The 21,509-nt window shown below is 65.3% G+C and carries 20 protein-coding genes; all 20 read right to left on the bottom strand.

Annotated features, from left to right (window positions below):
- Window positions 1-834 precede the first annotated feature (834 nt).
- The 20 genes from CDO52_RS02265 to CDO52_RS02180 all read right to left on the bottom strand — a co-directional run bounded on the left by CDO52_RS02265 (window position 835) and on the right by CDO52_RS02180 (window position 21,212).
- Window positions 835-1,431: a dTDP-4-dehydrorhamnose 3,5-epimerase family protein gene (locus tag CDO52_RS02265; protein WP_026126399.1), complete on the bottom strand. Its 597-nt coding sequence runs from the start codon at window positions 1,429-1,431 to the stop codon at window positions 835-837.
- The gene (gene rfbA, locus CDO52_RS02260) at window positions 1,428-2,309 is read right to left on the bottom strand and encodes a glucose-1-phosphate thymidylyltransferase RfbA (protein WP_017621688.1); all 882 of its coding nucleotides are present in this window, start codon (window positions 2,307-2,309) and stop codon (window positions 1,428-1,430) included. Before rfbA ends, CDO52_RS02265 begins: the two co-directional genes overlap by 4 nt.
- Window positions 2,310-2,367: 58 nt before the next feature.
- A complete protein-coding gene (locus tag CDO52_RS02255) occupies window positions 2,368-3,630 on the bottom strand; it encodes a class I SAM-dependent methyltransferase (protein WP_017621687.1) in 1,263 nt (420 codons plus the stop codon).
- A gap of 249 nt (window positions 3,631-3,879) precedes the next feature.
- Complete coding sequence (rfbB, locus tag CDO52_RS02250) at window positions 3,880-4,890, bottom strand: dTDP-glucose 4,6-dehydratase (protein WP_026126398.1); 1,011 nt, start codon at window positions 4,888-4,890, stop codon at window positions 3,880-3,882.
- A 39-nt stretch (window positions 4,891-4,929) separates the two neighbouring features.
- Window positions 4,930-5,790, bottom strand: a complete 861-nt coding sequence (gene rfbD, locus CDO52_RS02245) for a dTDP-4-dehydrorhamnose reductase (RefSeq protein ID WP_026126397.1) — start codon at window positions 5,788-5,790, stop codon at window positions 4,930-4,932.
- A 248-nt stretch (window positions 5,791-6,038) separates the two neighbouring features.
- The gene (cloR, locus tag CDO52_RS02240; protein WP_083920136.1) at window positions 6,039-6,872 is read right to left on the bottom strand and encodes a bifunctional 4-hydroxy-3-prenylphenylpyruvate oxygenase/4-hydroxy-3-prenylbenzoate synthase; all 834 of its coding nucleotides are present in this window, start codon (window positions 6,870-6,872) and stop codon (window positions 6,039-6,041) included.
- Window positions 6,869-7,843, bottom strand: a complete 975-nt coding sequence (locus CDO52_RS02235; protein ID WP_017621683.1) for an aromatic prenyltransferase — start codon at window positions 7,841-7,843, stop codon at window positions 6,869-6,871. The genes cloR and CDO52_RS02235 overlap by 4 nt, the downstream gene beginning before the upstream one ends.
- A gap of 544 nt (window positions 7,844-8,387) precedes the next feature.
- The gene (novP, locus tag CDO52_RS02230; protein WP_033302288.1) at window positions 8,388-9,194 is read right to left on the bottom strand and encodes a demethyldecarbamoylnovobiocin O-methyltransferase; all 807 of its coding nucleotides are present in this window, start codon (window positions 9,192-9,194) and stop codon (window positions 8,388-8,390) included.
- A gap of 274 nt (window positions 9,195-9,468) precedes the next feature.
- Window positions 9,469-9,867: a helix-turn-helix domain-containing protein gene (locus CDO52_RS02225; RefSeq protein ID WP_017621681.1), complete on the bottom strand. Its 399-nt coding sequence runs from the start codon at window positions 9,865-9,867 to the stop codon at window positions 9,469-9,471.
- A 98-nt stretch (window positions 9,868-9,965) separates the two neighbouring features.
- Window positions 9,966-10,658, bottom strand: a complete 693-nt coding sequence (locus tag CDO52_RS02220) for a class I SAM-dependent methyltransferase (protein WP_017621680.1) — start codon at window positions 10,656-10,658, stop codon at window positions 9,966-9,968.
- On the bottom strand, window positions 10,648-10,836 hold the full coding sequence (locus CDO52_RS27110) for a hypothetical protein (protein WP_152471882.1): 189 nt from the start codon (window positions 10,834-10,836) through the stop codon (window positions 10,648-10,650). Before CDO52_RS27110 ends, CDO52_RS02220 begins: the two co-directional genes overlap by 11 nt.
- Before the next feature lie 31 nt (window positions 10,837-10,867).
- Window positions 10,868-11,077 carry a hypothetical protein gene (locus tag CDO52_RS27105; protein ID WP_157745376.1) on the bottom strand — a complete coding sequence of 70 codons (210 nt, stop codon included), beginning with the start codon at window positions 11,075-11,077 and terminating at the stop codon, window positions 10,868-10,870.
- Between the two features lie 40 nt (window positions 11,078-11,117).
- Window positions 11,118-13,157: a carbamoyltransferase family protein gene (locus CDO52_RS02215; RefSeq protein ID WP_033302298.1), complete on the bottom strand. Its 2,040-nt coding sequence runs from the start codon at window positions 13,155-13,157 to the stop codon at window positions 11,118-11,120.
- Between the two features lie 273 nt (window positions 13,158-13,430).
- Window positions 13,431-14,654: a nucleotide disphospho-sugar-binding domain-containing protein gene (locus CDO52_RS02210; protein ID WP_083920133.1), complete on the bottom strand. Its 1,224-nt coding sequence runs from the start codon at window positions 14,652-14,654 to the stop codon at window positions 13,431-13,433.
- Between the two features lie 13 nt (window positions 14,655-14,667).
- Window positions 14,668-16,251 carry a class I adenylate-forming enzyme family protein gene (locus CDO52_RS02205; protein WP_017621677.1) on the bottom strand — a complete coding sequence of 528 codons (1,584 nt, stop codon included), beginning with the start codon at window positions 16,249-16,251 and terminating at the stop codon, window positions 14,668-14,670.
- Window positions 16,252-16,257: 6 nt separating this feature from the next.
- Window positions 16,258-16,998: an SDR family NAD(P)-dependent oxidoreductase gene (locus tag CDO52_RS02200; RefSeq protein ID WP_083920132.1), complete on the bottom strand. Its 741-nt coding sequence runs from the start codon at window positions 16,996-16,998 to the stop codon at window positions 16,258-16,260.
- The gene (gene fabG / locus CDO52_RS02195) at window positions 16,995-17,783 is read right to left on the bottom strand and encodes a 3-oxoacyl-ACP reductase FabG (RefSeq protein WP_017621675.1); all 789 of its coding nucleotides are present in this window, start codon (window positions 17,781-17,783) and stop codon (window positions 16,995-16,997) included. The genes CDO52_RS02200 and fabG overlap by 4 nt, the downstream gene beginning before the upstream one ends.
- Before the next feature lie 13 nt (window positions 17,784-17,796).
- Entirely contained in the window at window positions 17,797-19,026 is a 1,230-nt protein-coding gene (locus tag CDO52_RS02190; protein WP_017621674.1) for a cytochrome P450, read from the bottom strand.
- A 3-nt stretch (window positions 19,027-19,029) separates the two neighbouring features.
- On the bottom strand, window positions 19,030-20,832 hold the full coding sequence (locus CDO52_RS02185) for an amino acid adenylation domain-containing protein (RefSeq protein WP_198345819.1): 1,803 nt from the start codon (window positions 20,830-20,832) through the stop codon (window positions 19,030-19,032).
- 164 nt (window positions 20,833-20,996) lie between these two features.
- On the bottom strand, window positions 20,997-21,212 hold the full coding sequence (locus CDO52_RS02180; protein ID WP_026126394.1) for an MbtH family protein: 216 nt from the start codon (window positions 21,210-21,212) through the stop codon (window positions 20,997-20,999).
- Between the last annotated feature and the right edge of the window lie 297 nt (window positions 21,213-21,509).

Below are 21,509 nucleotides of genomic sequence, written 5' to 3'. Positions count from 1 at the left end.
GCCGCGACCCGGGCCGTGGCGGCCTGGATGGCCTGGCGTACGGCGTCCAGGCCGTCCAGAACAGTGATCGCGTTGGCGTCATACGACGTCGTCCCCACATGGCCGGGCCGCTGGAATCCGGGGGTGTCGGTGGCGGTGCGAGTGTCGTAAGTAGTCACAGATGCTCTCTTTCGGGCATAGCAGACCCGGCTCCCGCACCACGGTGCGGGAGCGGCCGGATAACTGCGGGAGACACGGCACAGCAGCCCGAACAGGGCCCCAGGGCTCACGGACCTCGGGACGTCGGCCACCGGGACATTGGCGAGAGTACCGGAGTCGCCGCCCCCTAGCGACGGGATGAGAGCCGCTGTAATCCGCTGTGCGACTCCCGCGCGAGCTAAGCCAATCCCCCCTCCATCGACTCACTGAAAATGCAACAGAGGGCCACTGAGGGTTTTTCTTGGTGCCTTGTCGCGTAGCGCCCCGGGCACTATTTCCGGCGTAACTCTCCGCGGTCGCCAGTCGCGCTCCGTCAGGCGCCGGCCCCGACCTCCCGTCCCGGTGAAGGGTGCTGCCGAAGGCGGCATCAGACGTGTAGGGGCACGCTGGTCGATGGTGCGGACGAGCTGGTCGGCGTACTCCGTCAGGCGGGGCTTGATGGGTGCTCGGTCTCGGGCTCGCGAGGCAGTGGGCGTTCGATCCCCGGTTGTCGGGGGGCGGGGTCTCGGCGCTCAGGCCGTGCGTCGGGGATTGCCGAGGACGCGTGCCGCCTTCTGGAGGCCCATGTCGGACACCATCGTCCCCATGACCCGCTGCCGCGGCGTGCCGGCCCTTGGGTCGGCACGCCGCGGACCGTCATTGACTCGTCAACGCCGTGAACGCCTGACAGGCCGCATAGCTGGGCAACAGGCCCGAATCCCGGGCTTCGGGGAGCAGGAGCGCCTCCTGGTCCCGGGCGGAGAGCAGCGGGGTCCCGGCGGGCCAGTTGATGGCCAATTCGGGATCGAGCGGGTGCACACCATGCTCGGATGCCGGGTTGTAGGTCTGCGAAGACAGATAACACAGCGTGGCCTCGTTCGAGATCGCGCAGAAGCCGTGCCCGATGCCTTCCGAGAGGTAGACGGCACGACGGCTGACATCGTCGAGTCGGGTGCCTTCCCAGCGCCCGTAAGTCGGCGAGCCGACGCGCAGGTCCACCACCACATCGAACACCGCGCCGCGCACACACGTCACGTACTTGGCCTGCCCCGGCGGCACATCGGCGAAATGGATGCCGCGCACCACGCCGCGAACGGATACCGACAGATTGGCCTGGGCCAGCCGCAGTGGGCGGCCGACTTCTGCGGCGAACTGGTCGACGCGGTACCAATCCAGGAAGACCCCGCGCGGATCGGCGTGCTGCTTGGGGGTGATCTCCCAGGCACCCTCCATACCGAGCGGGCGAAGTTTCACGACGACTTCAACTCCTGATCGGCGAGTAGGTCGAGGAGATACCGGCCGTAGCCGCTCTTGAGCAGCGGGCGGCTGAGTTCCCGCAACTGGTCGTTCCCGATGAGGCCGCAGCGCCAGGCGACCTCTTCCACGCAGCCGATCTTGAGGCCCTGCCGTTCTTCCACCACACGCACGTACTCCGATGCCTGGACCAAGGAGGTGAACGTTCCCGTGTCCAGCCAGGCGGTACCCCGGTCGAGCACGGTAACCCGCAACTGGCCCCACTTCAGATACGTTTCATTGACGGCGGTGATCTCCAGTTCGCCACGCTGACTCGGCACCAGGCCGCGAGCGACCTCCAACACCCGGTTGTCGTAGAAGTACAACCCCGGCACGGCGTACCGCGACTTGGGATTGGCCGGCTTCTCCTCTATGGAGACGGCCGTACCGGCCTCGTCGAACTCCACTACCGCGTAGGCCGTGGGGTCGGCTACGACGTAGGCGAAGATCCGTCCCCCGGCGGGGTCGCTGTACTGACGCAGCCGAGTTCCCAGGCCCCCGCCATGGAAGATGTTGTCCCCGAGGATCAAGGCCACCGACTGGTCGCCGATGAACTCGGCACCTAAGACAAACGCCTGCGCGATACCCCCGGGCTGCTCTTGGACAGCGTACTCAAGACGCAGGCCCAATTGGGAACCGTCGCCGAGGAGGTGACGGAACTGGCGCTGGTCCTCGGGGCGCGTGATCACCAGTATCTCCCGTATGCCAGCCATCATCAGCGTGGTCAGTGGGTAGTAGATCATCGGCTTGTCGAAGACCGGTATCAACTGCTTGGAAACAGCCCGGGTGACCGGCCACAGCCTGGAGCCGGTACCGCCCGCAAGAAGGATACCCCTCAACCAGCCACCCCATCAGCAGCCTGACAACGCCTGATCATCGTTGGTGCAGCCTTCGATGTCACAACGTCGACTCCGCCGATATCACACGCGGTTCGGGTATGGGAACAATAAAACGGCCGCCGTTCTCCAGGAACTCCTTCTCCTTGCTGATGATCTCCGGCGCGTAGTTCCAGGCCAACAGCAGGTAGTAGTCCGGTACATGGGCGCCTGCCTGTTCCGGCGACCAGATCGGGATTCTGGACCCTGGAAATATTTTTCCCTGTTTCAGAGCTGTTGTGTCGCTGCAGAACCGGATCTCCTGATGTCCCAGCCCGCATGCGGCCAGCAGTGCACTGCCTTTGGTCGGTGCGCCGTATCCAGCCACTGACTTGCCCTCTGCCACCACGCTGCGTACCAGTTCTCGGATCTGTGCGCGCACCCGTTCCGTACGCTCGGCGAACTCCCGGTATGTTCCCTCCTCCGCGATGCCCTGGCTTCGTTCAGCCGCGAGCATCTCGGCGACAGCGGGCCGCACCTCGTAGTCGGCGGTGGCCGGGGCAGCGAAGACCACGATCGAGCCGCCGTGCACATCGGCTGTATGGACGTCCACGACGCGAAGGCCGTGCGACTCGAACAGCCTGCACAGCGAGCCGAGCGAAAAGTAGGAAAGGTGTTCGTGGAAGATGGTATCGAACTGATTGTTTGCGAGCAGTTCCGCCAGATAGGGAACTTCCACGAAGAACAGGCCATCAGGAGCCAGCACGGCGGAGACTCCGTTGAGGACTTCGTGAATGTCTGGGATGTGGGCGAAACATTGGCGCCCGTACACCAGTCGCGCCAGACCATGTCCGGTCGCGATCTCCTGGCCGACTTCGCCAGTGAAACCAGCAGGAATCGTTTCCACGCCGTGATCGTTGGCGATGCCGGCGAGATTGCGCGCAGGATCAACGCCGACTACCCGCATGCCAGCCTGCCGGAACAGCTCCAGGTGCGCGCCGGTGTTGCTGCCGAACTCCACGACGAGGTCTCCGTCGGTCAGGCCGATCCGCTCGATACACAGTTCGACGAGCTGCCGCATGTGCTGGATGATCGAGCCTGCGTCCGAGGCGACGTAACGATAGTGCCCGAAAAGGACATCCGGTTCGATGACATGCCGCAGTGTCATCAGCCAGCATTGCCGGCACACTACGACCTCCAGCGGGAACAGAGTCTCGCCCCCTGCGTCGTCTTCCTCGCCGATCAGGTTTCCGGCCAGTGGTGTCGACCCGAACGAGACAACATCAAGCCAATCGTTGTGTCTGCACACCCGGCACTCGTCGATGGGCCGCACAATGTCCTGCATCTCTTCCTCCCCCTCACGGGACGCAAACCGCCGGCTAGGGCAGTCGATTCCTCACCTGCAAGAACTGCTGACAAGATGGTTCTCGGAACAGGTTGTCCACAGAGCAGGTGTTGCTGACCGGCCGCAACATCACCCAACTCACGCCCCTGATCCGGGTCATTCCGCCAGTCCGAGGTCACCGGCGGCGGCCCCGGCAGGCGGGAGATCCGTGACGACATCCACGAAGCGTTCCTCCGACCGGTTGCGCCGTCACCTGCTGGCGTCGCCGGGTGAACCCGTCGCTTCGTTGGGACTCTTGAGCGGTTCCCACCAACCTCGGTTACTGCGGTACCACTCCACTGTCTCCGCCAGCCCGTCCTCGAACGCGACACGAGGCGAGAAACCGAGTTCCGTACGAATTTTGGCGGTGTCCAGTGAATAGCGGAAATCATGTCCCATCCTGTCCGGAACATGCCGCACCATGTCCCAGCCGACACCACAGGCCTCGAGGATGTGTTTGGCCAGTTCGAGGTTGGTCAACTCGGTGCCACCGCCGATGTGGTAAACCTCCCCGGGCCGACCATCGAGGAGCACCAACTGGATGGCGCGACAGTGGTCCGACACGTGTAGCCACTGACGGCGGTTGTGGCCATCGCCGTACACCGGAACCTGCTGCCCGTCCAGGAGATTGGTCGCGAACAGCGGGATCAGCTTCTCCGGATGCTGGTACGGACCGTAGTTGTTGGTGCATCTGGTGACCAGGACGTCGAGCTGCCGCGTCCGGTGCCAGGCCAGCGCCAGCAGGTCCCCCGCCGCCTTGGCCGCCGCGTATGGCGCGTTCGGGGCCACCGGGGACACCTCCGTCCAGGCCCCCTCAGAAATCGATCCGTACACCTCGTCGGTAGAGATGTGAACGAACCGCCCCAGTCGGTGACGGGAGGCCGCTTCCAGCAGCACCTGCGTGCCCAGTGCGTTCGTCCGGACAAACGAAGCGGCACTGTCGATCGAGCGATCCACATGTGTCTCGGCGGCGAAGTGCACGATCGCGTCGTGTCCGGCCACCACATCGTCCACCAGGTTCCGATCACAGATGTCGCCGTGCACGAACCGGTAATTCGGCAGGTCCGCGATCGGCGCCAGGTTGAGCTCATTTCCGGAATACGTCAACTTGTCCAGAACGGTGACATGAGTTCCCGATGAGCCCGGCAGAGCGCCACGCAAGGTAGCCCGGACGAACTCCGAGCCGATGAAGCCGGCACCGCCCGTCACTAGAAGTCGCATCCGCGGCCCCTCCTTTCTCTCACTCGAGGAATATTACGATTAATCGGAATTCAGAAGGGGAAACGACTGCGTCAGAGCGGTAGCCCAATGCCGAATCGGCGTCAGCCCGACCTCCCGCCAGGCATCATGCCCCAACACCGTGTACCGGGGTCGCAGGTCGCCGCCGGCGACCTGGTCGCTGCGCACCGGGCGAATTCGTCGGTGATCCGCACCGAGCAGCCGGAAGGTCATGCGGGCGAGGTCGTACCAAGTGGCCTCGCCTGAGCTCGTTCCGTGGAACACGCCGGATGCGCCGTGCCGAACGAGTGCCACGATCTGTTGTGCCAAATCCACGGTCCACGTTGGCTGGCCCCACTGATCGTCCACCACGTCCACCGTCTTGCGTATCTGCTCCAGCCGGACCATCTTGCGAATGAAGTTCGTGCCATGTCGCCCGTACAGCCAGCCGGTTCGTACGATCGTCCCGTCGTCCGGCAGCAACTCGAGCACAGCCTGCTCCCCGGCCTGCTTCGTCCGGCCGTACGCGTTGATCGGACTGGTGACCGCACTTTCGGCATAGGGCCGACAACTCGTGCCGTCGAAAACGTAATCAGTGGAGAGGTGGACCAGCCGTATCGATCGATCGCTGCATATCGAAGCCAGCTCTCTGACCCCTTTTCCGTTGATAAGAAGGGCCTCCGATTCACTGGTCTCCGCCTCATTGAATCGCGTCCATGCTGCGCAATTGACGATTGTCGTCGGTTGATACCTGGAGACAACGGCTCGGACTGAAAGGCGGTCGGTGATGTCGAGATCTTGTCGAGTGACGGCAACCACCGGTTCGTTCAGCCCTTGCAAAACCCCCACCAGATCTCGCCCGAACATTCCTGCCGCACCAGTAACCAACCAGCGATTCACCATGTGAGCTCCCAGCCCCGCCGTGGTAGTTGTCAAGGCTAATGAGGCAGTGGCTGATTATTGAGCAAGTTGTGGCTGAGATTCCTGTCGACGGGTTTCAATCCGTGATCAGAAGGCTTCCGGGGACCGGCCCGTTGCCTTCGCGCGTGAACGTCAACGCCGCCTGTCGTCGTGCCACGTTCCGCCCCTGTGGTGCGGTTCCCCGGGCTGACCGCGTGGTTCGGGGCCCGGGGGACGTGGCGTCGGCTGTCCTAGCTTGTCAGGGTCGGCGTCTGGGGCGGGAGTGCAGGCTCCATGGTCGCGAGGTCGGGGTTACGGGCCAAGGCGGCCTCGTGCAGGGGCTGGTAGCTGTTCCAGCCCAGCAGGTGTGAGCCGAGCTGCTGACCTGTCAGGCGCGCCACCTCCGCGGGGATCGGTTCCGGGTTCCCGGCCGCGTCTGCCAGCAGCTGAACATGGCAGCAGGTGTCCAGGAGCGTGAACCACCAGGCGGCGGCATCGAGTGTCTCTCCGACGGTGACCAGACCGTGGTTCTTCAGCAGGATTGCCTTGTGCCCGCGAAGCTGTTTGGCGATCCTGCGCCCGTCGTCCTTGGCGAGCACCAGACCCGTGTAGTCGTCGAACACCTCGTGGTCCTCGAAGAACGGGCACGCGTCCTGAGTCAGTGGGGGGAGCTTGCGGGCGAAGGCGGAGAAGGCACGGCCGTAGACGGTGTGCAGGTGGATGACAGCCTGGACGTCGGGGCGTGCCCGATGGATCTCGGCGTGGATGTTGAAGGCGGCGATGTTCACCCGGCGTTGGCCGTCGACGGTCTCGGCGCTGTCGCCGTCGACCCGGATCAAGTCCGCCGGTGTGATGGTGGAGAAGGGGTGGGCCAGCGGATTGGCCCAGTAGGTATTGGCGTGTTCCGGGTCGGCGACGGTGATCAAGCCGGCGAGGCCGTCCTGGTCGAAACCGAGGCGGGCGAAGTGCCGCAGCGCGACGGCGTGCCGAAATTTGAGATAGGCGCGGTGCTCAGCGTATGTGTCGAACACCGGCGGGTGACGGAAATAGTCGTCTCCGGGCATGTTCGCCAAAGCCTTGCTCATCGGGCACCTCCCGTGGTCGATCCCGTGTCTTGGTGAAGTACGCGCAGGTCGTGGTCGCGGCCTTCCTCACCGTGGAAGAAGCAATTCCAGCCGGACAGGATCTCGGCCATGTTGCCGGTGTAGCTGCGTTCGGCCTTGACGTAGTCGCCACTGCGACCGAACGACCAGCCGATGACATTGCACTCATCTGGATCATGGCTGGGCGCCACCTCAAGGAACCTGGCGATGTGAGTGGGGATGCGTGGTAGCGCGTCCTTGGGGACTTTCAGGGCGTAGAAGCACACCCGCTCGATCGCGCCACTGTGCAGGTCGAGGGTGATAGCGACGCAGTAGTCCTCGGGCACGTACGCCAGGACCTCGTCCACGACATCCGCGGCAGGTGGTGTGCCGCCGGACAGGGCGTGGATGCGGGCGAACTGACCTGTGTCCAAAGGACCTTGACCGCGGAAGTAGACGTTCGCACTGTGGTGGCGCCAGTCCACCGCTGCGAACCGGATGTGTGCCAGGCCCAGTGCGAGGAAGTCCTTCAACCGGTCCTGCACCGGCTGCGGCAGAGCGGGAACGGTGAGAATGTCCTCGGCTGGCCGCAGGCCGCCGAAGTACAGCCATGTCTTGGCCATTCCGCGCCCAGCGTCGAAGTCGCCCGACTGTACCGGCGCGCCGCCGTAGAGGCTGCTCCAGGCGTTCACGACAGGCACGGTCGGATGCGCGGCGTCCAACAGCCCCGCGTCTATGGCCCGGCCGACGGTGTCCATCTTGAGGCGGGAGAAGAAACGGTACGAAAGTTGACCCCCGGGCTTACTGGTGGTCTTCCACAGGGTTGCGCCCTGGGCGAAGTTGTCACGGAAGGCCTCGAGGACGGTGTCGGTAAGACGGGGAGAGAATGGCGCGCCGATCGCGTCGGCGGTGGCGCGTACATCGGCGCGAAAGCGTTCGCCGTCGAATTCTTGATCTACCGGGAGAGCGGGCATGACTTCCTCCGTCAGTCCTGACCGCCTATGGGATGGCGGTAAATCGCTCAGGCCAGGACTTTCATGATTTACGGCGCAAGGCGCCATGAGTAGCGCTCTCACGCGAGCGCCCACAGACTGTTGGTCTCTACGTCTATCAAATCACCAAGCCGCACAAAAGGGGCTCTCCTGTCGGATGCGTTGGTGGGCGAGTAAGTTGTTATGTGGTTCGACGGCCTGGGTGGGGCGGTTCCGCCGAGGCTGAACATGGGGTTTCGTGGATTCCATGCAGCGGTTGGCCGCGTTCTCGACGGGCGGAACGTGGCCTATCCAGCGTGGAGGCCTCGGCAGCTATTACCAGGCAATCCACTGTGCGGTGGCCGACTCGGCCGGAGAGAGGGACTTCCAGGGACGCCGAGATTTGACCGACTCGGTTTTCTGCAGGCCGAGCGTCGATTCCATCGCGGCGTCTTCATACGCCTCCCCGACCGTTCCAGTACTCGGCGCGACGCCGTGCGCGCCGAGTTACCGAAACCGGCATTCCACGTTGACCACCCGCTGCGGACTACTTGGTGCGCTGCCAGTAGACACCGTCGCGGTCGATCGTGATCAGTTCGTCGGTGATGTCGAACTTCGTGCGGTATTCGTCCACCGCGTCTTTGCACGGCGGGCACATCATGTAGTCGTCCACGATGACGTAACCACCGACGGACACCTTAGGGTAGAGGTTGGTGAGTGTGTCCCAGGTGGATTCATACAGGTCCCCGTCCATCCGCAGTACGGCGAGCGCGTCGATCGGGGCGGTGGGCAGGGTGTCCTTGAACCAGCCGGGGAGGAACCGGACCTGCTCGTCGAGCAGGTCGTAGTTGCGGAAGTTCCGCCGGACCTCGTCCTCGGACACCGCGAGCACCGAATTTCGCCGATGCAGCGCCATCTTCCGGTCGCCGGCATAGCCGTCCTCACCGACATCGGGAATGCCCTGGAAGGAGTCAGCGACCCACACGGTCCGGTCACGCACGTCGTGGGCGCGCAGAATTCCTCGCATGAGGATGCACGCTCCCCCACGCCACACCCCAGTTTCCACGAGGTCACCGGGTACATTGTTTCCAATAACGTCGTGGACACATTCTCGAATGTTTTCGAGGCGTTTAATTCCGATCATCGTGTGCGCATTCGCCGGCCAGTCGCGCCCCTCGTTGCGAACCTCTTCCCGGTACGTTGAATCGCGATGGGAGAAGTTTTCCCGGTGCGCGGGATCTTCATACACCGTCCCGGTTAGCACCTTGATCATGAGGTCCAGATACAGCGATGAGTCGCTGCTCGTGCCTTGCGTGGTTTCGTCGGGCTGAGATGGGGATGGTGTGTATGCCACCCAAACTACGATAGGTGCCTCCCCCAGCCGCGTCTAGGTGCCTCGGCTCAGAAGTTTCCACTTACCGCGCTTACGCCTTGAGTTCGACGAATCCGTAGCTGATGACTTCGTGCACAGCACTTCGGGCGCGATCCTGACTGCCGAGTCCGTGGTCGGTGATTATGTCGATAATCTCGCGGCCCGCGCGTGCGCCATAGACGTGTTCACAGCGTCCTGTAAATACACCTTCCAGAGCTCTCGCTACTCTCCCTAACCCACTCGATAGCATATTTCTTCAGGTAGCCGCCGTCTTCGAGTTCTTCCCGGACGCCGATCTTCTCGAGCAGGTGGTCCACGCCTTGGGCGTGGCGAGCAGGGCACGAATCCGTTGGCCGAGGCGGGGACTGCCCAGCCGGGGCCGATCCGGCAGCCCGGTGACGCCTTCGACGTCGTGGCGGGCGATCCACCGTCGTACCGTGTGCGGGTCGTAATGCAGCAAAGCGGCGATCTGGGTGGCGGGCATCGCGCTCGCGGACAGCAGCACCGTCACCGCGCGGGCAGCGACCCGCCACTGCCGGTGCAAGGCATCAACGAGGTGGCGGTGCTGCTGGTCGGACAGGTTTGCGTACACGTGCGCGGGGCGCATACCGGCGAGGACCTCGTCGGGGGTGATCTTGTGTGGAAACTCGATCAAAACCCTGACGAGGTCCTCCTATACGGACCTACATCAACTCGGGCGAGTTACGGACAAAACTTCCGCAAACGCGCTTAGCGGCAGGACCGACCCGCCATTCAGGCAGCGGCCCGACGGGCAAAGCACTTGACCGTGGGAACGCCGTAGCCCTGGTCATCGACCCAAATCCTCTGCTCGGACACCGGCGTCTCACTGGCCGCCTGGGCGAGGGCCTCGCGGTAGTCCTGGAGCCGGGGCGCGTGATGGTGAGCCAGCGCCCAGACGAGCTGCATCTCCGAGTCCCAAGGCCGCTGGTTCAGAAACTGGACCCACGTCCGGAACCCGGGCTCGTCGAAGTCGCCGACATTCAAGAAGGAGCAGTTGAGGATGGCCCCCCCTGGCTTGACCAGGCGCAGCATGGTGGCGAACGCCGCCGAGAGTTGGGTGAGCCGGTGGAACGCATGCCGCGAGACCACCAGATCCGCTTTCTCGAGCAGATCCTCCATACCGTCCAGGAGCTGCGCATCCCCGTGACGGAACTCGAGCGCCTTGCCCTGCTCGGCGGCATACTCCCGGGCAATACGGACCATGTCCTCCGAGAGGTCGATACCGACCAGCTTCAGCGATGGGAACCGGGAGCTGAGGATAATCTCCAGCTCCCCCGAGCCACAACACAGGTCGACCACGGTCTGGCCATCGGCGATGCCGGCACCGACCAGCAGGTCCACGAACTCGTTGTACTTGTGAAACGCCTGGGAGCCCATCCGGTGAAAGGCTTCGGCCTCGGATCCTGTAATCGGTTCAATCTTCATCTCGATCTCCCTCGTGCTGCGTCAGTGAGCTGATCTCAGCAAGATCGGCGTAGGTCGCGTTGCGGAAATTGAGATCAACGGTGGCTGAAATTCGACTCTCGCCGATGCGGTAGCGTGGACACTTCGCAGCTTCGAGGACAAGAACTTTCTTGCCCCCGTTGGCGAGCAATGAGCTCACCCGACTTCCTCCAACCGCTGACGATAAATCTTTAAATGAGCTTACCCGCCACTTCGACGATCTTCGACCACTTGCGAACCTCCGGGTAACGGAAATACGCACAGCCAAGCTGCCATTCAGGGATGAGTTCGCATGGTGGCGTCAGGTTGTGACAGCGGTAGGCGGCCAGGGTCACCGATGAGTGCGCGATGGATGGCGTCGATGGCGCGGATTCCGTGGCATGGGTGTCGAAGGCGGTCATCCGTTAGGCGAGTCGGGGCAGTTCGACGTTGTTCACCTCCTCATACTCCCCACGGGCTCTCCTTTTCCGCCTCCACGGGACTGACGGTGACGAAGCGCTCCTGCCACAGGCCATAAAGCTCGGTCAGGAGTTCTCCGGTCAGCTCGACGCCGAGTCGGCCCAGCGGGGTGACACCGTCAGCATGCGTCAGCAGGTCGTACATCGCGGCCGAGATCGTCGCACGAGGACCGGCGGTGTAGTCGAGGTAGATCTCGTGCCAGACCCCGGGAACGTCCGGCTCGTTCGCCGACACGCGAGCGAGCCGACGAACGAGCTTCGTCACCGGGCGGAAACCGACGGTGAAGTCCTCCAGCGCCAGCGGCAGCTCGGTCCGCCTGCGAACCACGAAGTCCTCGATCACGAGCACGTCGAGGCTCGTCGTGAGGTAGCTCGCGAGTACGTCCTCGACGGACTGCACGATCGGCTCCGCGTTGTTGTTGAACGACGTGTTGAGCAGCACCGGGGTGCCGGTCAGCTCACCGAAGCGCGTGACGAGCCGGTGGAACCGCGGGTTCGTCTCTTTGGTGACGACCTGGACGCGAGCACTACCGTCGACGTGGGTCACCGCGCCGAGCAGCTCCCGGCGGTCCGCTCGCACCTGCACGACGAACGACATGAAGTCGTGGTGTCCCACGGTCTCCGGCAGATCGAAGTAGTCCGGGCCAGACTCCGCGGTCACGACCGGGGCGAACGGGCGGAAGCTCTCGCGCTTCTTCACCATCTGGTTGATGCGCGTCTGGTTCTCCTTGGGGCGCGCGTCGGCGAGGATGCTGCGGTTGCCCAGCGCACGCGGCCCGAACTCCGAGCGGCCATGTGCCCAGCCGATCGCCTCGCCGGCGGCGAGCAGGTGCGCAGTGGCCTCGACGATGTCGTCGGGACGCTCGACGTCGACGAGCGGGCTCCACGACTTGAGCGTCCGCTCGAGCGAGTCGAGGTCGCCCAGATCCGGGCCGAGGCTCGCGCTCGTCAGCCGCGGCAGCGGCCACGCGCGTTCGCCGCGTTCCCGCGCGACAACGAGTGCGGCACCCTCGCTGGATCCGGCGTCATGCGACGCCGGATGGATGAACACCTCGTCGAACAGACCGGAGGAGAGGATGCGGCCGTTGAGCGTCGAGTTGTGGGCGACACCGCCACCGAACGCCAGGTTCCGCAGGCCCGTGCAGCGTGCCCAGTAACTGAGCACATGCATCGCGATTTTCTCGGTGGTTTCCTGCACACTCGCCGCGAAGTCCATGTGCTCCTGGGTGAACGGTTCACCGCGACGACGGGGTTGGAGACCGTGCTCCCGGAGGATCGAGGTCATCTTGTAGACCACTCCCCCACGCGGGACCAGCTCGTAGGTACCGTTCGGACCGAGCGAGTACAGCCTCGAGAAGACCTCACGATAGGTGGACGGGTCGCCGTACGGGGCGAGGCCCATCACCTTGTACTCGTCGCCGAAGCCGTAGCCGAGGTGACGGGTCCCGTACAGGTAGAACATGCCGAGCGACTTCGACACCGGGTACGACGCGATCTCGAGCAGCTCGGCCCCGTTCGACCGGTAGATCGTGGTGCAGCTCCGCTCACCCGCCCCGTCCATGACGACGACCAGTGCCTCGCTCATGCCCGACCGGTAGTACGTCGACATCGCGTGCGCCAGGTGGTGCGGCACGTAGTGGAGGATCTCCGACGGAGCCTCCCAGCCGAGGTCGAGGCGAAGACGCTCCACGATCATTTCGCGCGAATACCGCGTCGGCACTCTCGGGTGGTCGGTGTAAAGCTGCTGGAATATGTCGTCGAAGAAGTCCTCCGGGAAGTAGTAGCCAATCGCGTCGACATCCGCCGGAGTCGCACCCGCGATGGTGAGGCATTCCCGAATCGCGTTTCCGGGAAACTTCGTCGTCTTCTTGATCCGGTTGAGCCGCTCCTCCTCCACCGCCGCAACGAGAACTCCGTCGCGGACCAGTGTGGCGGCAGCGTCGTGCATGTAGAGCTCGTTGAGGTTCGGCACCACATCGGCGCCCGCTGCGGACACATTCCCGTTCAGGCCAAGAATTAGCATGTCGTTCCAATCTGCGAGCACGGCGCCCACCTTTTCGAGCAGCAGCGCGAGTGTGAGCGAGTCCACCCGAGGCTCACCAGTGTTGCGGTGGCAGACGTCACCGCACCCGCCAGCCTGCTCGAGTGCGGTGTGTCCCCCCTGACCATCTCGCGTGGTTCCCCAGTCGATTGTGGTGCCGCGGAAATAGTTTCAAGACCTTTGCCAGACCCCTTTGCCAGCATTGCACAATTGCCATGGCATGTAACCGGCAAAGAACGAGTTTTCACGCGATGATCATTTATCGGCATATCCGTCCGTGCCGGCACAATCCAAATCGTTGGTCGAGTGGAGATCCTGCCTGCTGTCCTGCCCGTGCTCGAGGACCAGTGCCGCCAGGTCCTCGACCACCTCGGTCGGGTCCGGTCGGCTCGCGTTCTCGTCGGCGAGTCGGCGTGAGATCGCGCGGTGCGGGCCGTCTCCGGTGATCAGCACGCAGGCCGCTTTGATCCGCGCCAGGTCATCGGTGTCGTGCGGCAGGCTCGTGCCCGCGCCGACGGCGGTGAGCCGCTCCGCATTGCTGAAATGGTCGGCGAAATGCGGGACGACCAGTTGCGGCACGCCGAACGACGCCGCCGCCATGGTGCTCCCGGAACCACCGTGGTGCACGATCGCGGTGCAGGTCGGCAGCAGGTGGCACAGTGGGATCCGCGCGGCACGCACGCCGTCGGGCAAGTGACCCAGCAGCGGCCGGTGGCTCTCGTCGATGGCGATGACCACCTCTTGGCCCAGGGCCACCAGTTCATCCAACAGCAGCCGCCACAGCGGTGCGACGTGCTGATGGCGCCGGGGCAGGGACGTGCCCAAGGTCAGGCATATCCGGGGCCGGGCCGACGGCCCGGCCAGTAGCCAGTCGGGAACGTTGGCCGGGCCGTTGTAGGGCACATACCGCATCGGCGTGGTCGCCACCGTGTGCGAAGGCTGGAGGCTGCCGGGACATACGTCGATCGTCCGGTCCGGTTTCCCCAGCGGAGGCAGCCCGAGTACTGCCAGCTCGGCGTCCAGGACCGAGGTCGCGGCGCTCAGCAGGAGTTCCGGCGGGCTCAGGCCCCAGGACTGCCGCACCCAGGGCACGTCGGCGATCGTCGCCGCGGTAGGCCCGGCCAGCTCCATGGGTTCGGCGACCACCAGGTCCGGGCGCCACGCGTCGACCAGTGCACGGATGGCGGGCAGTGCTCGGGCACCGATCTCGCCGCACCGAAGGCCGGTGTGCTCAGCCGCGGACACCGGGCCGCCGGACGGGCCGGAGGGGGCAGACGGGCTGGGCGGTTTGAACACCTCGACCGGGTCGATCGGGTCCAGCACGGCCGCGGCTGGCAGTCCGGCTCCGTTCACCACCGGGACGAACTCGCGGTCGGCGGCGACCAGCACGGTGTGCCCGGCCGCCTGCAGCGCCCAGGCGAGCGGCACCATGGGATACAGGTGGCCGACCCCGGGCAGGGTCGTGAACAGCACTCTCATCGGATGACTCGCCTCACCTGTCCACCAACACGTCCGGGCTCTCGTCGTGGGCCTCGGCGCTGGCCTCACGGATCCGCAGCCGATCCACCTTCCCGGTCCTGCTGATCGGGAACTCCCGCCAGCGCACGAACCGGGTCGGAGCGTGCGTCGGGGTCATGGCCCGCGCGACGTGGTCACGCAGAGCGGCTAAGCTCGGGGCGCCGTCGGCGCTGAGCACGACGGCGGCGTGCAATTCCTCGATCAGGTCCGGCCGACGGTGGCCGTACACGCACGCGTCCACCACTCCGGTGCGGCCGACGAGCACCTTCTCCACCTCGCTCGGACTGACGCGCGTGTCCTGCACTTTGACCATCTCGTGCATCCGGCCGAACAGCCGCACGTACCCGCGTTCGTCGACGGAGCCGAGGTCGCCGGTGTGCAGCCAGCCGTCCCGGATCACCCGCGCGGTGTGCTCAGGATCGGCGACATAGCCGCCCATGGCCTCCGGGCTACGCACCACCACCTCACCGATCTCGTTGACCGGCAGGTCCCGTCCTGTTTCCGGGTCGCGGATGGCGAGGGTGACCCCGGGCATCGCCTGGCCCACGGTGGCCAGCAGTTCAGGATCGTCGTGGTCGGCCGCGCGGAGCATGGTGATCCGACCGGCCTCGGAGGAGCCGTACGACTGGGCCAGCACCCCAGGCAACACCGTCGCCGCCTCCTTAAGACGTTCCGGCGACGCCGGGCAACCCAGGTACAACAGGTGACGCAACGAGGACAGATCCGCGGTGCGGACATCGGGGTGGGTGAGGATCGCGTAGAGCTGCGCCACGCCCATGAACGTCTCGGTGATCCGGTGCGTCGCGACATCTCGCAGGAAGTCGGCGGGATCGAACTTCTCACACAGCAGCACGCTCCCGCCGGCGGCCAGCGCCGCGTCGACGATCATCGCGACCGTGTGGCTCACCGCAGTCATGGCCAGGAAGTGCGACCGGGGACGCATGGCCGCGCCGAGGACCGACGCGTTCCACGACCCGAACATTCTGCAAACGCCCTTGGGCTGACCGGTGGTACCGCTGGTGTAGAGCACCATTGCCAGCTCGGGTGCCTGCGGCGCGAACTCAACCGACAGGTCCTCGACCGGCCGGCCGTCGACGGTCACCGTGCCGGACGCCGGATGACCGAGGCCGCACAGCACCAGCTTGTCCGGCGTCATTTCCTGGATGGTCTCGGCGAGCTCGGCGTGGACCCCGTCGAACACCAGCACTGATGCGCCTGCTTCACGCAGCATCCGGACCCGGGTGGTCACCGGCAGGTCGTGCGTGATGGTGCCGTGGTTGGCGCCGGTGATGTACACGACCGATGCGCCCAGCAGGTGGGCGGCATGGCGGACCATCAGCATCCACGGACTGTTCACCTGGGTCAGGATGGCCACCGCGTGGTCGCGTGCCACACCTGCCGCGCGCAGTGCCGTCGCGACCCGCAGCACCGATCGGTGGAGCTCCGTGCCGGTGATCACCGTGTCCCGCCACCGGATGACCGGTCGCGCCCCGTCCCGGGTCGCCTCGTCGAGGATGCGGCTGACGTAATGCTCCGATCCGTGGTCCTTGTTCGCCACCAGTGACTACCTTTCGTGGAGTAGAGGTACTCCCGCTTCGGGAGCGGCGACGTAGATCTCCTGCCCGGTGATTCCGACAGCTTGATCGTCGACGAGGAACTCCGTCACGTGCGCGACCCCCTCCGCGTAGGAGCTCGCGCCGTCCTTGGGTGCCGGTTGGTGCGCCGGGGCCCGGCTGTCGGCCGCGCAGTCGGTCGGCGCGATGAGGTTCACGGTGATGCCGGACCTGGCCAGCTCCAACGCCGCGGACCGGGTGAACCCGATCAGCCCGCCCAGCACAGGTTGGAGGGTGAGCCAGGCGTTCTCGCCGCCTTCGACCGGCTCGGTGACGATGATGACCCGTCCCGACCGCTGGTGCAGCAGCTGACCGGCGCCAGCCTGGCAACATACGAACGCCCGGCGCAGCGCCCGTCGTACCGCGGCATAGCGCTGTTCGTCCGCGAGTTCGTCCTCGGGCAGCCCGTCCGGGAGCGGCGGTCCCAGTCCGACGCAGGTGACCAGCACGGCCGGGCCCCCCAGCGCGGTACGCACCTGGCCGAAAGCGGTGTCGACCGACCCGGCGTCGGCCAACTCGGCCTGGACCGTGAGGCACCGCCTACCGGTCTCCTCGATCCGTCGGACGGTTTTGTCGGCCGCCCTGAACTCGGTGTCCAGCAGGGCGACATCATGGCCGCCCGCCGCCAGCCTGAGCGCGACCGCCAGGCCCGTTCGCCCGCTGCCGCCGGCCACGACCGCGACTCCTGTCATCGCCGACCGCCTTCGACGTGGATGGTCTCCCCTGTGAGGTAGCCCGATTCCGGGTGGGTGAGAAAGGCCACCGTCGCGGCGACTTCTTCGGGCGTCCCGATCCGGCCCACGGCCGAGGACATCGCCGCCTCCTGCAGGAACGTTTCCCGGTCCACGCCGAGCCGTTCGGTCAGCTCGTCCACCATCGGCGTGGCCACGAAGCCCGGTGCTATCGCGTTGACTGTCACGCCGTGAGGACCCAGTTCGGCCGCGAGCGTGCGGGTGAACCCGGCGATCGCGCCCTTCGCGGTCGCGTAGTTGGTCTGGCCAGCATTGCCGCGCGCGGCCACGGAACTGAAGTTGATGATCCGGCCGTGCCCCTGCCAGCGCATGTGCCTGCCAACCGCGAACGAACATCGCATGGTGCCGCCGAGGTTGACGTCCAGGACCGTGTCCCACTCCCGGTCGCCCATGGTGAGCAGCAGCCGGTCCTCGTTGACCCCCGCGCTGTTCACCAGTACGTCGAGGTGGCCGAACTCCTCGATGACCGAGGCGACCGTGGCCGTCACCGCGTGAGCTTCGGCGACGTCACAGCCGCGCCCGCTGGCCCGTCCGCCGGCCGCGCGGATGGCCGAGACCGTGGCGGTGGTGTCCTCTTCGGCGCGGTCCACCACGATCACCGCCATGCCCTCCGAGGCAAGGCGCTCGGCCGTGGCCGCGCCGATGCCCCGGCCGGCGCCCGTGACCATGGCGACCGGCTGGTGAGCCACTGCGGATGCGGCGGCCGTGTCGGCAGTGCTCGTCATGTGAGCGTCCGCCTCAGCCTTCAGACCTGAGCCTGATCGGCAGTGAGCTCATCCCGTGCAGGATGCTGGAGTAGATCCACCGCTCTTCGCCGATCTGCTCCAGGTCGCCCACCAGCCGGCGCAGCCCGTCGAGTACGGCGTAGACCTCCATCCGGCCGAGGTGGTGGCCCAGGCAGTAATGCGAACCGTAGGCGAAGGTGAAGTGCTTGTTCGGGGTACGGGCGAGCCTGAACTCGTCTGGTGCGTCGAAGACGGTCTCATCCCGGTTGGCCGAGGAGATCCACACGCTGACCACATCACCGGCCTTGATCTGCTGGCCGTTGATCACGACATCTCCGGTCGCCTTCCGACCGCCGTGCAGCGACGGCACGGTCCAGCGCAGTGCCTCCTCGGTCGCCGTCTTCAGATCGACATCGCCATTCTTCAGGGCGCGCCACTGGTCGGGATTCTCGATCAACGCGAGGATCGTGCCGGTGATGGCGTGCCTGCCGGTCTCGTCGCCGCCGATCATCAGCCCGTAGCAGTTGGCCATCTGCTCGGCCGGATTGAGCGGATCGCCGTCGATCCGGCAATTCGCCAGCAGGCTGACCATGTCGTCCCGGTCACCGGCACGCCGCTCCTTGAGCAGCTTGCTGAAATACAGAAGGATCTCGTTCTTGGCGACCCAGCCCTCCTCGGGAGGCTCGTCCGCGTGGTCCGTGCTCCACGCGTGCGCGGTCAGGCCGAGCAGGTATTTCCGGTCGCTCTGGGGAATTTCCAGCAGGTCGCAGATGGCTCCCAGCGGCACGTTCGCCGAGATGTCCTGCGCGGCATCGCATTCGCCTCGCTCCAGCGCTGCCAGCAGCAGCTCGTCGACGGTTGCCCGCAGCGAGTTGGTGATCAGGTCGAGCATCCGCGGCGAGAAGCCCTTGGACAACACGTTGCGCAGCTGGTGGTGGCGCACGCCGTCGGTGACCGCGAGCATGGCGCCCGAGGCCGAGTCACCGCCGGTCAGCAAGGTGGCCAGCGCGTTACCGTTCTCCGTGGTGAAATGCGCCTTGTCCTTGTACACCTCGTTCACATCGGCATACCGGCTGATCACCCAGAAGCCGGGCTGCTCACCCCGTGGCTCCTGCCAGTACATCGGCCGATTGGCCCGCAGGTAGCGGAAGACCTCATCGAGCTCGTACTCGGCGTGGAGAATTGGCGAGGCTAGGTCGATCTGCTCGAGTTCGTTGGGGGAAACCGTGGGACGGGTGCTCATCTCTCACTCCCCGGGAGTCGCTATCGCGGCCAGCTTCTCGATGGTCGGGTTGCCGACCACGGTCCTCGGCGTGAGCGTCAAGCCGGCTTCCTGCGCTCGCTGAATCAAGTCGACAGCCAGGATGCTGTTCCCGCCCAGTTCGAAAAAGTTGCTGCACACGTAGACCTCGGAAAGATCGAAAAGGTCTCGGAAGATATCGCACAGAATCTTCTCGGCCGGAGTGCGCGGTTCCTGACCGGCGGGCCGGGCGGTCCTCTCCGGATCCGGCAGCGCGGTTCGGTCCGTCTTTCCGCTGAGAGTCAGGGGAAGGGCGTCGATGGTTGCGTACGTCGACGGCACCATGTACTCGGGCAGGAAGCGGCTCGCGTGCTCACGCAGTTCGCCCGCCGCGGGGGTGGCACCGGGCGTCGGCACCACGTAGGCCAGCAGCTGCGGCCCGCCGGCCGCGCCGTCCCGCAGTACGGCCACCGCCTGCGCCACGTCCGAATGTTGGCTGAGCACGGACTCCACCTCGCCCAGTTCGATGCGGAATCCGCGGAGTTTGACCTGGTCGTCGATCCGGCCGTGGAACAGGATGTCGCCGTCGGCCCGCATGGAGGCCAGGTCGCCCGTGCGGTACATCCGTTCGCCGTCGGTGGCGAACGGGTTGGCCACGAACAACTGCGCGGTCAAATCAGGGCGGTTGAGGTAACCACGCGCCAATCCGGCGCCACTGAGGTACAACTCGCCGATCTCGCCGATCGCGACCGGTCGTAGTGCGTCGTCGAGGATGCGCACAGACACGCCCGGAATCGGCCGACCAATAGTGACCTCGTCCGTGGGGGTCAGCGGGCTGGTCATGGTCGCGCACACGGTGCACTCGGTCGGACCGTAGGCGTTGATAAAAAGGCGTCCTGGCGCCCACTGTTCCACCAGACCGGCCGGGCACGCTTCGCCGGCCACCACCAGCACGCGCAGGTCGGGCACCGCGTCCGGGGACATGGTCGCGACCGCAGCAGGCGGCAGCACCGCGTGGCTGACCCGGCCATCCTGTAGGGCCTTTTGCAGCGGGTCACCGGCCAGTGCGTCCGTTCCCGGCACCACCAAAGTGGCACCGGCGGTAAAAGCGGCCAGCAGCTCGGTCATATAGGCGTCAAAGCTAGGCGACGCGAACTGGAGCACCCGGCTGTCCTCGGTGACCCGCATCGTGGCAACCTTGGCCGCAGCCAAGGCGGGCAACCCGGCACTGGTCACCGCGACGTCTTTCGGTCGACCTGTCGAGCCCGAGGTGTAGATCACGTAAGCCAGGTTCGTCGCGGCGAGCGGGCCACCGCGTTCGTCCTCGGTCATGTCGGTGTCGGGCAATGCGTTGAGCATGGCAGTCCGCTTGGCCGAGTCCAGCACCAGCTGCGGCACCCCGATGTCAGCAGGCAGCTTCGGGACAGCGCCCCGGATGGTGCCCAGCAATGCGGGCCCGGCATCTGCGAGCAGGTTCGAGATCCGCTCCCGCGGGTGGTTGACGTCCACCGGCAGGAACGCAGCCCCGGCCTTGGCCACGGCAAGCACGCTGATCACCATTCGACTGGATCGGGGCAGCGCCAGTGCCACCAGACAGCCCGGGCCTACCCCCTCGTCGAGCAGCAGTCGGGCCAGCCGATTCGCCCTGGCATTCACCTCGTCGTAGGACAGGATCTCGCCGTTCGAGACAATCGCCGGGCTGCTCGGCCGACTGCGTACCGTCCGCTCCCACAGTTCGGCCAGCGTGGCCGACGCCGTCCGTGTTGTCGCCGACTGATTAGAAGCCTTGTTCAGACCCCTGTTGAACAAACTTCCCCCTTAAGTCTCCATGCCATCGAAACATTCTCCCCGGATGACCGAAGGGGAATGCTGCACGAACAGGTGACCTCCGAGACAGCCTGCACCGATATCTATCTCGACGACACTCCGAGCGCTGGGCAGTATTACTGAATCGTCTCGTGAATGAGCAGATTCTACTCGTCGCCCATTGCCCGCTGCAGGCTCAACGGTCGCATGTCCGTCCACTGCTCATTGACGTACTCGAGGCACTGTTGCCGCGACGCCTCGTCGAGAATAACAGTCCACCCATCGGGAACATCAGCGAACGCAGGCCACAGAGAATGCTGTCCCTCGTCATTGGCCAGGACGATATAGGCGCCGTTCTCGTTCTCGAACGGGTTCGTAGCCATTATGAACACCTCCCCAGAAGTTCCTTCACGTGGTCGCTTCTACCTCAAACAAACGGCGTTTCGGGGAGAATACTCATCCGCCCGCTTGAACACCACCCCTACAGCACGCTCACGTACCTTGCAGGTGCCGCGAAGACCGAGCCGTCTCTCCATCCTCTGAATAGCACTGGGGCGGTTCAAGGTGCCGATGCCGATCCCGGCCCAGGTGACCACGATGCCCACGGTCGGCGTTCGACCATGTGGTGGTGTTCAACCGTATGGTTCGAGCAGTTGAAACGTTCCACAGCCACCGGATCG

The sequence above is a fragment of the Nocardiopsis gilva YIM 90087 genome, from assembly GCF_002263495.1.
GTDB classification, from domain to species: domain Bacteria; phylum Actinomycetota; class Actinomycetes; order Streptosporangiales; family Streptosporangiaceae; genus Nocardiopsis_C; species Nocardiopsis_C gilva.
This window is presented reverse-complemented; position numbering and strand designations above follow the sequence as displayed.